Source organism: Microcella daejeonensis, from assembly GCF_026625045.1.
Classification (GTDB): Bacteria; Actinomycetota; Actinomycetes; order Actinomycetales; family Microbacteriaceae; genus Microcella; species Microcella daejeonensis.
This window is the reverse complement of sequence record NZ_CP113089.1, coordinates 414,385-428,645: the sequence shown is the minus strand read 5'-3', so window position 1 is coordinate 428,645 and position 14,261 is coordinate 414,385. Positions and strand designations below refer to the sequence as shown.

Genomic DNA, 14,261 nt, shown 5'->3' with positions numbered 1-14,261 from the left:
CGGATGGCGGCGCGCACGGCGCGCCGCTCCCTCGGCCGCAGCATCCTCGTCGCCGTCATGATCGCCGTGCCGGTCGCCGGCATGGCCGGAGCGGCGGTGGTCACCGCCAGCATGGAGGCCACGCCCGCCGAACTCGTCGCCCTGCAGCTCGGAGCCGAGGCCGAGGCCGTGCTCCAGGTCGTCGCGCCGCCCGACAACGACGTGCGGCAGGAGGTGTCGGCGCCGGTGCAGGGGTGGTGGGACACCGGCGCGGGCTCCTACGAGATCCGGAACGAGGGAGATCAGGTCGACCCGTCGACGCTCGTCGAGGGCGAACTCATCTCCGAGTCGCTCGGGACGGCGGTCGTGGAGACCCCGAGCGGTCTCCGCGCGGTTCCGGCGGTGGAGGGGGATCTACTGCGTCCGGAGCTCGAGGGTCGGTACGACCTGATCGATGGGCGCGCGCCCTCGACGGCGGGGGACGTGGTGCTGACCCCGGCGTTGCTCGAGTCGCTCGACATCGCCATCGGCGAGGAGGCCACGATCGCGACGCCGGACGGCGAGATCGCCGTGGACGTCGTCGGCGTCTACCGCAGCTCCGACACGAGCGTCACCAGCGAGGAACTGCTCGCCGCCCCCGACACGCTCGCCGAGGGCACGATGATCCCGAACCGGTACTTCCTGCTCGACCAGGAGCTGACGTGGGATGACGTGCTCGCTCTGAACGAGCAGGGCGTCATCGCCGCATCGCGCACCGTGCTGCTGGGAAACGACCCGACCCCTGGTGCTCGGCCGAGCGATCTCACCCTGTTCGGGCTGGGTGGCGGCGTGCTCGCCTTCGCCGCGCTCATCGGCGGATTCCTGCTGTTCCAGGTCGTGCTGCTTGCCGCAGCCGCGTTCATGGTGGGCGCCCGGCAGCAGCAACGCGCCCTGGCTGTACTCGCGAGCGTCGGGGGCGATCGTCGGTTGATGCGGGCGACCGTGACGGCCGGCGGCGTCGTGCTCGGCCTGGTCGGCGGTCTTCTCGGCATCATGCTCGGCATCGGAGGCGCGGCGGTCGCCATCCCCCTGCTCAGCGGCGGGCGGGCGATGTCCTTCCCCGGGTTCCACCTGCCCTGGCTGATGCTCGCGGTCACGGTCCTGCTCGCGGTGCTCGCCGGGTGGGCGGCGGCACTGGTGCCGGCGCGCGTGGCGTCCCGCATCGATATCGTGCCCGCGCTCCGCGGGGCGCGTCGTCCGCCGACGCCTCGCCGTGCTGCGCGGATCACCGCGCTCGTCGTGGTGATCGTCGGGGCCGCGCTCCTGCTGATCGGCGGCGTCACGCTCGTCATCGCGCGTGCTGCGGCAGCCGCGGCCATGGCCGAGCTCGAACCGAGTCCGGTGCCCCCCGAGGTCGATATCATCGCCGTGGTCGTCATCGGGCTCGGGGCGGTCGTGGTCCAGCTCGGCGTGGTGCTGGCGCTGCCGGCCGTCCTGCGACTGCTCGCCCGGGCCACCGGCGGGGCGCGCAGCGCACTGCGCCTCGCTGCCCGGGATGCCGGACGCAACTCCGCGCGCACCGTTCCCGTGACGGCTGCGGTCATGACGACCGTGTTCCTCGCGTCGTTCATCATGTCGGTACTCTCCGCCGGTCAATCGGAGACCGACAAGACCTACCAAGCGGAGGCGCCGGCGAACTCCGTCTCGGTGTCGACGATCGTGTACGACTACGTTAGTCAGGAGGAGGCGGTCTTCGACAACATCCCCGGCATCGAGTCCGCGATCCTCGAGATCTCCCCTGATGCGCGAGTCGCCGTCGTCGAGGGCACCCCTTCTGAGCCATCCATTCGCTACGACCCGGTGACGGGAACGCCCACGCTGGGGGAGTCCAGCAGCGGATCGACTGTCGCGCGGGTGTTCCCCGCGAATCGAGACTGCCGCGCGGTGTTCTCCAACGACCCGGAGCTGGGCGATCCGCGCGAGTGCGAGGGTTCGCCGGAGGAGATCCAGGGGCTGTACTCGGGCTACATGCTCCGCAGTGACATCGCGATCGGGGAGCCGGACGACCTAGAGGTATTCCTGGGAGAGCCGTTGTCGGCGGAGTCGCGCGCGATGCTCGCCCGGGGCGGAGCAGTTGCACTCAACCCCCTGCTGGTCGAGGACGGCGAGGTCACGATCGATCGGCTTCCCGCTGAGCAGTTCGTGGTCGAGCCGGACGAGTTCGCCGATCCCGCGGCATTCCCTCCGGAGAGCAGCGATCGGCTCCCGGCGGCAATGCAGGTGCTGTCGGCGGGGCTCGGCGGACGGATCCTCATCAGCCCGGAGACGGCGGAGAGGCTCGACATCGCTGCTCGCCCGCAGCTCCTGATCGCCCAGCTTCCGGAGGAGCCCACCCTCGCGCAGCGCGACGCTTTCACCGCGCTGTCGCAGGACCTCACGGGCGACCCCTACCGCTTCTACCCCTACATCGAGACCGGCCCGCCCGACACCTCGACACTCGCGACCTGGGCGCTCGTCGCCGTGAGCGCCGTCATCGCGCTCGCCGCCTCGAGCATCGCGATCGGGCTCGCGCGCATCGACGGGCGTCGCGACGAGGCGATCCTCGGGGCGATGGGCGCCACGCGCTCGTTGCGCCGGGCCGTCAGCCTCTGGCAGGCGATCCTGCTCGCGGGGGTGGGCTCGCTCATCGGGGCGGCGCTCGGCGTGCTCACCGCGGGGGCGCTCGCGCTGCCGGGCGGGCCGCTGCCGTTCGCGCCGCCCTGGGTGCCGCTCGCGATCGTCGCGGTCGGCGTGCCCGTGCTCATCGGCCTCGGCGCGTGGCTGTTCGCCGGCCGCTCGACGGCGCTGCGGACCGATCGCACCGCGATCTCCTGAGGCGACGCCGCCGCGTGCGAGCGCCTACAGCCGCCCGGCCGCCTTGTACGCCAGGTAGCGGTCGGCCACGGCGGGCGGCAGCTCGTGCGGGGCGGCGCTGACGACGTCGCCGCCGAGACGGCGCACGGCCGCGGCGAGGCGCTGGGCATCCAGCAGGGCGCGCTCGGCCGAGGCGGCGCGGTAGACGGATGCGCGATCGCCGCGCTCGGCGGCGGCCTCGGCCAGCGCGGGGTCGGTCACCGAGGCGATGAGCACGAGGTGCTTCTTCGTGAGCTGCGGCAGCATCGCCAGGAGGGAGCGGGTCGCGCCCGGCGACTCGAGCGGGGTGGCGATGACGACGAGCGAGCGCTGGGAGGACATCGAGCGGACGAGGGCGGGCACGGCGCTCCAGTCGGTCTCGAGCAGCTCCGGATCGATGGGCGCCATGGCGTCGGTGAGCTTCGCGAGCAGATCGGCGCCGCGCGCGCCCTGCACCCGCGCGCGCACGCGCCGGTCGAAGACGGCGGCGTCGACGCGGTCGCCCGCGCGATCGGCGAGGGCGGCGAGCAGCAGGGTCGACTCGAAGGCCGTGTCGATGCGGGTCTCGTCGGCGATGCGCGCGGCGGCGGTGCGACCGGAGTCGACGATCACGACGACCCGGCGGTCGCGCTCGGGCCGCCAGGTGCGCACCATGAGCGACTGCGCGACGCCCGGCCCGGAGGAGCGGCGGGCCGTCGCGCGCCAGTCGATCGAGCGCACGTCGTCGCCGCGCACGTACTCGCGCAGCGAGTCGAACTCGGTGCCCTGCCCGCGCACCATGAGCGCCGTGCGGCCGTCCAGCTCGCGCAGGCGGGCGAGGCGCGAGGGCAGGTGCCGGCGCGAGGCGAACTCGGGCAGCACGCGGATCGACCCCGGAGCGCGCACGCTCGCCTGCCGGGCGGCGAGGCGCATCGGACCGAGCGAGCGGATGGTGACGAGGGCGGTGCGGCGTTCCCCGCGACGCCAGGGCGTGAGCGTGATCCGCAGTGCCCGGCGCTCGCCGGGGGGAACGCGCAGCGGCTGACGGGTGGGGGATGCCCCGGCCGAGGGCTCCCAGGCGTCGCGCACCACGCCCCGCAGCATCCGCCGCCCCGTATTCGTCACGAGCAGCGTCGCCGGCGCCGAGTCGGTGAGCCGGACCCGCTCGGCCGTCTCGCGCTCGAGCGCGACGGCGCGCGGCGAGCCCGCGAGAGCGAGGTCCACGGCGGCGAGCACGAGGCAGAGGCCGATCCAGCCGAGGTACGCCCACCCGTTCGCGAGCAGCACGATGGGCACGGCGCCGAGGGCGACGAGCGCGACGAACCACCCGGTGACGGCCACGGCTACAGCGGAACCTGGACCTGGCTGACGATCGAGCGCAGGATCGTGTCGGCCGACACGCCCTCGAGCTCGGCCTCGGGCCGCAGGGCGATGCGGTGTCGCCAGACCGGCAGCAGCATCGCCTGCACGTGATCGGGGGTGATCGCCTCGGCGCCCGAGAGCCAGGCCCAGGCCTTCGCGGCGGCGAGCAGCGCGGTCGTGCCGCGGGGGCTGACGCCGAGCTTCACGCTCGGGCTCTGGCGGGTGGCGCGGGCGAGGTCGACGACGTAGCCGAGCACCTCGGGCGTCGCGCCGACGCGGGCGACCTCGGCTCGGGCGGCCGTGATGTCGTCGGCGCCGAGCACCGCGGTCACCCCGGCCCCGGCGAGGTCGCGCGGGTTGAAGCCGTCGGCGTGGCGCTGCAGCACCTGCACCTCGTCGTCGCGCGCCGGCAGGTCGAGCACGAGCTTCAGCAGGAACCGGTCGAGCTGCGCCTCGGGCAGCGTGTACGTGCCCTCGTACTCGACGGGGTTCTGGGTGGCCGCGACCATGAAGGGGTGCGGCAGGGCGTGGGTCGTGCCGTCGACGCTGACCTGGCGCTCCTCCATCGCCTCGAGCAGCGAGGACTGCGTCTTCGGCGGCGTGCGGTTGATCTCGTCGGCGAGCAGGATGTTGGTGAACACCGGACCGCTGCGGAACTCGAAGCCGCCCGACTGCGGGTCGTAGACGACCGAGCCGGTGACGTCGCCCGGCATGAGGTCGGGCGTGAACTGCACGCGCGTGGTGCGCAGGCTCAGCGACTGGCTGAGCGCCCGCACGAGCAGCGTCTTCGCGACGCCCGGCACGCCCTCCAGCAGCACGTGGCCGCCCGCCAGCAGGGCGACGATCAGGCCGCTCACCGCGGCGTCCTGGGCCACCACGGCCTTGCCCACCTCGGTGCGTACGCGGGCGAAGGATGCTCGCAGCTCGGTTTCCGTCATCGGTCCATTCTCCTGGTCGGGGCGGGGTCGGTCGTGCCGGGGTCGGTCGTGCCGGGGTCGGTCGTGCCGGGGTCGGTCGTGCCGCTCGCGGGCGGGACGGGGGATCCTGACGCGCTCGTGTCGAGGCCCACCCGGCGGTGCACCTCGGCCTCGAGGGCGGCGAGCGCGTCGGAGAGGTCGACGAGCTCACGGTCGGTCTCGGGCTCGCGGTCGACGAGCAGCGTGCGCAGGGCATCCTGCCGCCGGCCGGTCGCGGAGGCGGTCGCGGCGACGATCTCGTCGATGCCGGCGGCGGGGCCGAGTCCGAGGCTCTCGCCGAGGCGGCGCAGCGCTCCCAGGCGCAGGGAGTCGAGCGCGCGCAGACGGGCGCCGGCGCGGGCGTAGAGGCGGGCGCGGCCCTCCATCGTCTCGGTCGTGCGCACGATCACGGGAAGGTTCTCGACGACGACGGGCCCGAGGCGGCGGCCGCGCCAGATCGCGGCGGCGAGGCCGACGGTGAGGGCGAGCCATGCGAGCGGGTTGACCCAGCCGGGGGTGAGCTCGGCGATGCTCATGGCTCCGGGATCCGCATCGGCGGCCGTGCCGACCCACCACACGAGGCGGGGATGCTCGCCGAGCAGCCCGAGGGCGAGGGCGGCGTTGCCCTGCCGCGCGACGGTGTCGTTCTGCAGCAGCGTCGCGCCGCCGAGCACGCTCACCGCGGCGTCGTCCGGGGCGTCGGCGCCCGCGGCCGGCACGGTGACGAGCATCGCGCCGCCGTCGCCCTCGAAGCAGACCTCGGCATCGGCGGCGACGCTGTCGTAGCCTGGGCCCGTCCCCTCCACCGTGCCGGAGCGCCGCGCGACCTCCTCGGCGCACCCGGCGGCCTCCCGCTCGGCGTCGACGGAGCCGACGGGGAAGACGTCGGGGGTGAGCGCCGCGAGCGCGTCCGGGCCCGGCTCGACGAGCACGAGCCGCGCCGCGGCGCCGTCGAGCCGGCTCCAGGCGGCCGGGTCGACGAGGCCGAGCGGATCGGCGGCGAGGATCGTCGTCGACGCGGGGTCCTCGACGGCGTCCAGCGCTCCGTCGAGCGAGCCGCTCACGACGACGTCGACGCCCTGATCGCGCAGCACCTCGACGAGGGCCCGGGAGCCGCTCGGGGCGGCCTCGTCGGCGCCGAAGCGGTCGGCCTCGGCCGTCGCGCCCGTGAACAGCAGCATGCCGAGCCCGAGCGCGATGAGGGCCGCCGCGGCCACGATCCAGAACACGGCGCGGCGCAGGCTGCGGCCGAGGGTCGGGGTGACGACGGCCTCGGCGGCCGCGCGCCGTGCGGCGCCGCGGCCCGTGCCGCGCACGGTGGGCGCGGTGACGGTCACGAGGGGGCTCCGGCGCGGGAGCGGGCGGCGGGGGAGCCGCCGGGGGCAGTCGGGCCCGCGCCGTCGGCGGAGGGCAGGATCGGCGAGGTCTGCTGCAGGCGCTCGTCGAGCATCCGGAGGGCGTCGTAGCCGGCCTGATCGCCCTCGTCGCCCTGGTACCGCACGCCGTCGAAGGCGGAGGCCCCGGCCTCGAGGGCCTCGCGCTCGGCCGGGAAGGCCCGGGCCGCCTGCCGCGCCGCCTCGTGCGCGGTCGTGCCCGGCATGACCGCGAGCAGCGTGCGCTCGTCGAGCGCCCGGGCGAGAGCGCGGAACCGCTCGGCGATCGCGAGCGCGAAGTCGCCGCGGGCGGCGGCGGCGGCGGATGCCCGGCGCAGCTCCTTGACCGAGCGGCGGTCGCTCTCGCCGAACAGCTCGCCCGCGGCTCGGGAGCGCGCGCGTCGGCGCGGCAGGCCGTAGACGAGGATCGCCACGAGCACCGCGACGGCGACGAGCGCCCCGCCGATCACGAGGGCGAGCACCGGGGGCCCCTCGCCCGGGCTGAACTGCAGGTTCTGGAACCACTCGAAGACGGCCTGCGAGAGCAGGTCGAACCAGGTCGGCTGCGCGGCCGCGTAGGCGGGGTCGGCGAGCTCGTCGAGCAGCAGCTCCTGCGCGTCGGGCCCGCTCGGGTCGACGGGGGCGAAGGTGCTCGGCCTCACGCGACCGTGCCGGTGAACGGGACCTGCGGCGAGGGTGCGGCGCCGTCGAGCCCTTGCGCCGCGCGCTCCTGGTAGGGGTCGGGCCCCTCCCGGCCGGCCGCGCGCTCCTCGACGAAGCGCTGCAGGTCGAGGTCGAGCCCCTCGTCGCGCATCCGGGCGTCGATGTAGACGAGCCCGGTGGCGGCGGAGAGCAGCACGGCGCCGATCGCGCCGACGACGATGGTGACGATGATCGTCACGACGTACAGCATGCCGACGGCGATGAGCGCGGTCGTCTCGTCCTGGGCAGGGTTGACCAGGCCGATGCCGAGGCCCGCGGCGATGCTGAAGGGCGTGGCGACGGCGCTGGACGCGGTCTGCACGATCACGGTGATCAGGGCGAGGATCCCGAAGGTGCGCCAGAAGCGGCCGCCGGTGAGCCGCCAGCTGCGGGCGACGGACGCGCGCAGCGGCAGGCGCTCGAGCACGATGGCGGTCGGCACGAGCGCGGTCTTGATACCGATCCAGATCGCGAGGACGAGCATCCCGAGGCCGCCGCCGATGCCGAGGATCACCCCGCCCACGAGGCCCGCGGTCTCGCCGACCGAGATCATGAGCGCGACGACGGCGACGAGGATGACGATCGCGGCGACGAGCGCGAGCGACAGCAGCGCCGTCCAGCCGATGAGGGCGCCCCACCGACCGCGACCGCGTCGGAAGAGCTGACCCATGGTGAGCTTCTCGCCGAGCGTGGCGCGCGAGACCTCGATCACGATGAGGCCCTGCAGCAGCGCCGAGGCGACGAGCGAGAGGGCGACGGCGAACAGGCTCGCGACGATGGTGAGGGCGGTGTTGCCGATCTCGATCGCGGCGCTGTCCTCCGGGGAGGCGCGCAGCACCCGCCCGAGGCCCCAGATGGTCGGTCCGAGCACGATGGCGAGGGAGAGGATCTGCACGAGCCCGACGAGCAGCAGCGCCGCCCCGAAGGTCGGCCGGGGGTTGCGCCGCAGCACCTGGAAGCTGCCGGTGAACAGTGTGCCGAACCCGAGCGGACGCAGCGGCACCAGCCCCGGCTTCGGCGGCGGGGCCCAGCCGATCGGCCCGGCCGCGGGCCCGCCGTAGGGGGAACCGCTGGGCGGGGGGAACGCGGCGCCGGGTGAGGCGGGTCCGCCGGGTGCTGCGGGGCCGCCGGGAGCGGTGAAGGGATGCCCGTCCGAGGGCGGTGCTGCCGCCCCACCGGGCGCCTGCCACGGGGGGAGATCGGTCATTCGCTCATCCTTGTCGTCCGTCGCGGCGTCGTCGGAACGTATGGTGTCACACTCGTCTAGGCTGGGGCGAACACTCCTCGGGAACGCCCGGCGTCGAGGCCGAGCCAGCGGAAGGACCACGATGACCGCGCGCATCCTCCTCGTCGTCGACGACGACATGGCACTGGCCGAGATGATCGGCATCGTGCTGCGCGGCGAGGGCTACGACCCCTCCTTCTCGCACGACGGGCTCGATGCCGTCGAGGCCTTCGAGCGGGTCGACCCCGACCTCGTGCTGCTCGATCTCATGCTGCCCGGGCAGGACGGCATCCAGGTCTGCCGGGCCATCCGCGAATCCAGCGGCGTGCCGATCATCATGCTCACCGCGAAGAGCGACACCGCCGATGTGGTTCAGGGGCTCGAGAGCGGCGCCGACGACTACGTCGTCAAGCCGTTCAACCCGAAGGAGCTCGTCGCCCGCATCAAGACGCGGCTGCGGCCGAGCCCCGACTCGGGCGTCTCGACGATGCCCGTCGGCGACCTCGTCATCGACGTCACCGGCCACGAGGTGCGGCGCGGCGACACGACCATCGCGCTCACGCCGCTCGAGTTCGATCTGCTGCTCGCCCTCGCCGCGAAGCCGAACCAGGTCTTCACCCGCGAGATGCTGCTCGAGCAGGTCTGGGGCTACCAGTACAAGGCCGACACGCGCCTGGTGAACGTGCACGTGCAGCGCCTGCGCGCCAAGGTCGAGCTCGACCCGGACAATCCCCGCATCGTCATGACCGTGCGCGGCGTCGGCTACCGGGCCGGGGCGCCCTCCTGAGCCGATGACCGCCCTCGACTGGCGCGCCTGGTTGCAGCGGGGTCTGAACCTCTGGCGATCGTCGCTGCAGCTGCGCACCGTCGCGATCACGGTCGCCCTCACGACCGTCGCCGTGACGATCATCTCCGGCTACATGTCGATCTCGATCGCCACCAACCTCTACGAGGATCGGAAGCAGCAGGTGCTCGCCGAGGCCCGGCAGGCGACCGCGAACGCGCAGCAGCTCTTCGACAACGCGGTCACGCCGACCGGGGCGATCGACCTCGACGCGGCCAATTCGACCGCGGGGACGACCGTGCTCGCGGCGCAGTCGAATCCGGGCGGTACCGAGTACGCGATCCAGCGCACCGAGGGGCAGTCGTCGGCGCAGGTGCTCACCCCCACCGCGACGAGGGACTTCGACAGCTCGGCGATCAGCGAGGAGCTCACGGCGGCCGTCGCGGCCGACGACGGTCGCGTCCACTCCCAGGCCGTCGAGCTCACCTCGCCCGACGGCACGACCGACCCCGGCATCGTCGTCGGCGGCGCGATCGAGGTGCCCACCGCCGGCCAGTACGAGCTCTACCTCGTCTACAACATCAGCGACGTGCAGCAGACCCTGGACTTTGTGCAGCAGACCCTGCTGCTCGGCTCGCTGCTGCTCGTGCTGACGATCGGCCTCGTCACCTACGTCGTCGTGCGGCTCGCCATCACCCCCGTGCGGGTCGCCGCCGAGACGGCCGAGAAGCTCGCCGACGGGCAGCTCGAGGAGCGCATCCCCGAGCGCGGGCAGGACGTCATCGCGACCCTCGCCCGCTCCTTCAACCGCATGGCCGACAGCCTGCAGTCGCAGATCACGCAGCTCGCCGAGCTCTCGCGGGTGCAGCAGCGGTTCGTGAGCGACGTCAGCCACGAGCTGCGCACGCCGCTCACGACGATCCGGCTCGCGGGCGACGTGCTCTTCGATCAGCGCGCCGACTTCGCGCCCTCGACCGCGCGCACGGCCGAGCTGCTGCGCACGCAGGTCGAGCGCTTCGAGTCGATGCTCTCCGACCTGCTCGAGATGAGCCGCTTCGACGCCGGCGCGGTGCAGCTCGACACCGAGCCGACGAATCTCGTGCGCCTCGTCGAGGACAGCCTCGAGGCGATCCGTCCCATCGCCGATGCGAAGGGCAGCGAGCTGCGCCTGGTGGCGCCCGGCGGCTACTTCGAGGCCGATGTGGATGCCCGCCGCATCCGCCGCATCCTGCAGAACCTGCTCGGCAACGCCGTCGACCACGGCGAGGGCAGGCCTCTCGTCGTGCACGTCGACTCCGATGCCGACTCTGTCGCGATCGCCGTGCGCGACTACGGCATAGGCATGACCCCCGCCCAGCTGGAGCGCGTCTTCGACCGCTTCTGGCGCGCCGACCCCTCCCGTCAGCGCAGTACAGGCGGCACGGGGCTCGGGCTCGCGATCGCGACGGAGGACACGGTGCTGCACGCGGGCGTGCTCGACGTCTGGTCGATCCCGGGGGAGGGCACCTGCTTCCGCCTCACCCTCCCGCGGCGCGCCGGCGGCGAGGTGCGATCCTTCCCGCTCGACCTGCCGCCCGCCGAGCCGCTCGACTCGGGTGCGATCGAGACGAGCCCGCTGCTCAGCGCGGGGGTCGACGATGAGTGAGCCGCTGAGCCCGGGCCGCGCGACCGGCCTGCGCGCGCGCATCCTGGCCCTGCTCGCGGTGCCGCTGCTGCTCGTCGCCTGCGTGCAGGTGCCCGCGAGCGGTCCGGTGGAGGCGGGCGACGAGATCGCCGGTGCGGCCGACTCCGACGCCGACATCCTGCAAGTGCCCGACGGCCCGAGCGCCGGCGCCTCGCAGGAGGAGGTCCTGCGGGGGTTCCTCGCGGCGGCCGCGGGCGCGCAGAACAACTACCGCATCGCTCGCTCCTTCCTCGTCGACGAGACGGCGACGGCCTGGAACCCGCAGGCCTCGACGCTCGTGCGCAGCCGCGAGGGCACGATCACCCGCGATGACGACGACACCCTGCGCTACGCGGCGCCGATCATCGCGGCGGTCGACGCCTTCGGCCGGTACAGCTCGGCGGAGGGCGGGGTGCAGGAACTCGAGCCCTTCGACTTCGTCGAGGTCGACGGCGAGTGGCGCATCTCGGCCCTCGGCGACGGGATCCTGCTCTCGCAGCAGGCGTTCCCGGGCGCCTTCAGCCAGCACACGCTGCACTGGTTCGATCCCGTCTTCGAGAACCTCGTGCCCGAACTGCGCTGGTTCCCCTCGCGGTCCGAGGTCGAGACCTCGATCGTGCAGGCCCTGCTGGATGTGCCCTCGCCGTGGCTGCAGGGCGCCGTCGTCTCCGCCGTCCCCGAGGGCGCCCAGTTGGGGCTCACGACGGTCGAGATCACCGACGGCGTCGCCAGCGTCGACCTCACCGACGAGGTGCTCGGGCTCACGAACGACGCCCGGCAGCGGCTGCGGCAGCAGCTCACGGCCAGCCTGCGCGCCGTGAGCGGCATCGCGAGCGTGCAGATCACGGTCGATCAGAATCCCATCGCCATCCTCGGCGATCCGGCGGCCGGTCCCGCGGTGGTGCCCCAGGTGGATGCTCGGCTGCTGCTGCGCGACGAGGAGGAGTTCGGCTTCGCGGGCGGCGGCGGGCTCGAGGCGCTGCCGGGCATCTCGGCCGCGGTCATCGGGCTGGAGGCCGACGCGGTCGCGCTCTCCTACGACGAGCGTCTCGCGGCGATCCGAACCCCGGCGGGGGTCAGCGCGCTGCGCGAGGGCTCGGACGAGCCGGTGCTCATCGACGCCCGCCCCGGCCAGATCGAGCCCGCGATCGACGGCTTCGGCGTCATCTGGTCGGCGTCGACCGATGCCGCGGCATCCTCGCCCGGCGCGCTGCGGGTCTCGCTCATCGACGGCTCGGCGCAGGCCGTCGAGACGGGTCTCGGCGCCGGCGACCGTCTCGTCGAGCTCGCCGTCGCGCGCGATGACGCGCGCGTGCTCCTCCTCCTCGACGGCAGCACGGGCCCGCGGCTCGTGGTCGCCGCCGTCATCCGCGACGAGACGACGGGACTCCCGCTGCGTCTCGGCCCCTTCGAGACCCTGCCGATCGTCGAAGGCGCACCGATCGATGCGGCCTGGGTCGATCCGGTGCGCGTCGCGGCGCTCGTCGACGCGGACGAGTCCGCCTTCGTGCAGCTCATCGAGATCGGCGGGCGCAGCCGCTCCCTCGGCCGCCCGTCGAACGCGGTGCAGATCGTGGGCGGCAACAACGGCGTCGACGGCCTGCGCGTGCTCGACTCGGCGGGGCTCGTGCTCGAGCCGCGCGGCAGCGGCTGGCAGCCGACGGGGCGCGAGGCCGTCTTCCTCGGCGTGCAGCAGTAGCGCCGCTCCTCCCCAGGCGGTGCTGCGGCGGCCTTCGCCGCGGCCCGGGTGACCCGGCGATCGCTGCGCGGCATCGGTCGGGCATCCTCCCGGTGTGACCGTCTGGATGCGCGCGCTCCGCGAGGCGGCGCTCGATGCGGTGGCCCTCGTCGCGCCGGTCGACTGCGCGGGATGCTCCGCCCCCGACCGCGCCCTCTGCGACGCCTGCCGCGCGCACCTGACCCCGAGCCCCCGCTCCGCCGTGCTCTCGGCGCCGGGAGCGCCGCCGCTGCCGGTGGTCGCGGGGCTCGCGTACGAGGGGGTCGCCCGGGCCGCGCTGCTCGCCCTCAAGCAGGAGGGGCGCACCGAGCTCGCCCGCGCCCTCGCCCCGGCGCTGCTCGCGGCGGCCGACCGCGGCTGGGCCGCGTTCGGCCGGGTCGACACCCTGCTCGTGCCCGTCCCCGGCTCGCCCGAGGCTGCGCGGCAGCGGGGCTTCCACCCCGCCGCGCTCCTCGCCCGGCGCGCCGGACTCGCCCCGCGCCGTCTGCTGCGTCTGGCCGAGTCCGGGGGCGGCCCGCAGAAGGGTCGCGCGCTCGCCGACCGTCTCGCCGCCGACCGCCGCATCACGGCCCGCGCGCGGCTCGACGGCCGCGCCGTCGTCGTGCTCGACGACGTGGTGACGAGCGGCGCGACGCTGCTCGCGGCCGCCGATGCGTTGCGCGCGGCGGGAGCCGAGGTGCGCGGGGCGGTGGCGCTCGCCGCGACGCCGCGGCGGCGCGGAGCCGGCGCCGTCGCCTGGACGGTCGAGGCCGTCGACGCCGACGCGCCCGGCGTCGCCCGGGCGCTCCGCCCACCCAGCGGATGCTGATCGGATGCATCGGCGATGCGCACGCGAGAGCCGATGACAAGCCCGCCCCGGGGGGACTAGCGTGTGGTCATGGAGGGCGTGAACACCGCCTGAACCGCAGGCGGCACGGCCCTTCGGCTCAGGAGGTCGACGTGGATATCACCATCACCGGACGCAACATCGGCATCACCGACCGGTTCCGTGACTACGCCACCGAGAAGGCGGAGAAGGTCACCCACCTCGCCGATCGTGCGCTGTCGCTCGAGATCAAGGTCTCGCGGCACCACGAGAAGAACGGCCACAGCGGCGACGACCGCGTCGAGATGACGCTCGTCGGCCCCGGCCCCGTCGTGCGCGCCGAGTCGGCGGGCAGCGACAAGTACGTCGCCTTCGATCTCGCCATCGACAAGCTCCTGGAGCGCCTGCGACGCGCGAAGGACAAGAAGAAGGTGCATCGCGGCCAGCACCGGCCCGTCTCCTTGCGCGAGGCCTCGGCCGACGGCTTCCGCGTCGTCGACATCACCCCCGCCGACCCCGAGGTGATCGCCCGGGTCGCCACCGGGTCCATCCCCGTTCAGGAGGAGACCGCCGAGGAGCAGGCCTACACCCCCGTCGTCGTGCGCCAGAAGGTCTTCCCCGCCGCCTCGATGACCGTCGACGAGGCCGTCGACCAGCTCGAGCTCGTCGGCCACGACTTCTTCCTGTTCATCGACGCCGAGACCGACCGCCCGAGCGTCGTCTACCGCCGCACCGGCTGGAACTACGGCGTCATCGGACTCGAGGATCAGCAGGCCCCGGTGAGCGCGGGGCGGCGCGGCTGACCCCCGCCTGAACCCCGGTCC

The 14,261-nt window shown here is 74.0% G+C and carries 11 protein-coding genes; 6 read left to right on the top strand and 5 right to left on the bottom strand.

Features of this window, described 5'->3' with window-relative positions:
* The first annotated feature begins 3 nt into the window (after positions 1 to 3).
* On the top strand, positions 4 to 2,832 hold the full coding sequence (locus tag OVN18_RS02135; protein ID WP_267781634.1) for an ABC transporter permease family protein: 2,829 nt from the start codon (positions 4 to 6) through the stop codon (positions 2,830 to 2,832).
* A gap of 24 nt (positions 2,833 to 2,856) precedes the next feature.
* Here the strand turns inward: OVN18_RS02135 and OVN18_RS02130 are convergent, their stop codons facing one another.
* From OVN18_RS02130 to OVN18_RS02110, 5 genes are read right to left on the bottom strand one after another with little or no spacing between them, the layout of a single operon-like run.
* On the bottom strand, positions 2,857 to 4,170 hold the full coding sequence (locus OVN18_RS02130; protein ID WP_267781633.1) for a DUF58 domain-containing protein: 1,314 nt from the start codon (positions 4,168 to 4,170) through the stop codon (positions 2,857 to 2,859).
* Positions 4,171 to 4,172: 2 nt separating this feature from the next.
* On the bottom strand, positions 4,173 to 5,129 hold the full coding sequence (locus tag OVN18_RS02125) for an AAA family ATPase (protein ID WP_267737904.1): 957 nt from the start codon (positions 5,127 to 5,129) through the stop codon (positions 4,173 to 4,175).
* Positions 5,126 to 6,484 carry a DUF4350 domain-containing protein gene (locus tag OVN18_RS02120; RefSeq protein WP_267781632.1) on the bottom strand — a complete coding sequence of 453 codons (1,359 nt, stop codon included), beginning with the start codon at positions 6,482 to 6,484 and terminating at the stop codon, positions 5,126 to 5,128. Before OVN18_RS02120 ends, OVN18_RS02125 begins: the two co-directional genes overlap by 4 nt.
* Positions 6,481 to 7,182 (bottom strand): DUF4129 domain-containing protein, encoded by a 702-nt coding sequence (locus tag OVN18_RS02115; protein WP_267781630.1) that lies wholly within the window; start codon positions 7,180 to 7,182, stop codon positions 6,481 to 6,483. The genes OVN18_RS02120 and OVN18_RS02115 overlap by 4 nt, the downstream gene beginning before the upstream one ends.
* Positions 7,179 to 8,429 carry a glycerophosphoryl diester phosphodiesterase membrane domain-containing protein gene (locus OVN18_RS02110; RefSeq protein ID WP_267781629.1) on the bottom strand — a complete coding sequence of 417 codons (1,251 nt, stop codon included), beginning with the start codon at positions 8,427 to 8,429 and terminating at the stop codon, positions 7,179 to 7,181. The genes OVN18_RS02115 and OVN18_RS02110 overlap by 4 nt, the downstream gene beginning before the upstream one ends.
* A gap of 121 nt (positions 8,430 to 8,550) precedes the next feature.
* Between OVN18_RS02110 and mtrA the strand changes: the two genes are divergently transcribed.
* The 5 genes from mtrA (at position 8,551) to hpf (ending at position 14,240) form a co-directional block, all read left to right on the top strand.
* Positions 8,551 to 9,234: an MtrAB system response regulator MtrA gene (gene mtrA, locus OVN18_RS02105; RefSeq protein ID WP_267781626.1), complete on the top strand. Its 684-nt coding sequence runs from the start codon at positions 8,551 to 8,553 to the stop codon at positions 9,232 to 9,234.
* A gap of 4 nt (positions 9,235 to 9,238) precedes the next feature.
* Positions 9,239 to 10,876 (top strand): MtrAB system histidine kinase MtrB, encoded by a 1,638-nt coding sequence (mtrB, locus tag OVN18_RS02100; RefSeq protein WP_267781624.1) that lies wholly within the window; start codon positions 9,239 to 9,241, stop codon positions 10,874 to 10,876.
* Positions 10,869 to 12,593, top strand: coding sequence for an LpqB family beta-propeller domain-containing protein (locus OVN18_RS02095; protein ID WP_267781622.1), 1,725 nt, complete (start codon positions 10,869 to 10,871; stop codon positions 12,591 to 12,593). Before mtrB ends, OVN18_RS02095 begins: the two co-directional genes overlap by 8 nt.
* A gap of 94 nt (positions 12,594 to 12,687) precedes the next feature.
* On the top strand, positions 12,688 to 13,440 hold the full coding sequence (locus OVN18_RS02090) for a ComF family protein (protein WP_267781621.1): 753 nt from the start codon (positions 12,688 to 12,690) through the stop codon (positions 13,438 to 13,440).
* Positions 13,441 to 13,571: 131 nt separating this feature from the next.
* Positions 13,572 to 14,240 carry a ribosome hibernation-promoting factor, HPF/YfiA family gene (hpf, locus tag OVN18_RS02085; RefSeq protein ID WP_267781620.1) on the top strand — a complete coding sequence of 223 codons (669 nt, stop codon included), beginning with the start codon at positions 13,572 to 13,574 and terminating at the stop codon, positions 14,238 to 14,240.
* Positions 14,241 to 14,261: the final 21 nt, after the last annotated feature.

Bases quoted from the DNA above. Each gene is read 5' to 3' on its own strand.
- mtrA (WP_267781626.1), top strand. From the start codon at position 8,551: ATGACCGCGCGCATCCTCCTCGTCGTCGACGACGACATGGCACTGGCC.
- OVN18_RS02110 (WP_267781629.1), bottom strand. From the start codon at position 8,429: ATGACCGATCTCCCCCCGTGGCAGGCGCCCGGTGGGGCGGCAGCACCG.
- mtrB (WP_267781624.1), top strand. From the start codon at position 9,239: ATGACCGCCCTCGACTGGCGCGCCTGGTTGCAGCGGGGTCTGAACCTC.
- OVN18_RS02135 (WP_267781634.1), top strand. From the start codon at position 4: ATGGCGGCGCGCACGGCGCGCCGCTCCCTCGGCCGCAGCATCCTCGTC.
- OVN18_RS02125 (WP_267737904.1), bottom strand. From the start codon at position 5,129: ATGACGGAAACCGAGCTGCGAGCATCCTTCGCCCGCGTACGCACCGAG.
- OVN18_RS02095 (WP_267781622.1), top strand. From the start codon at position 10,869: ATGAGTGAGCCGCTGAGCCCGGGCCGCGCGACCGGCCTGCGCGCGCGC.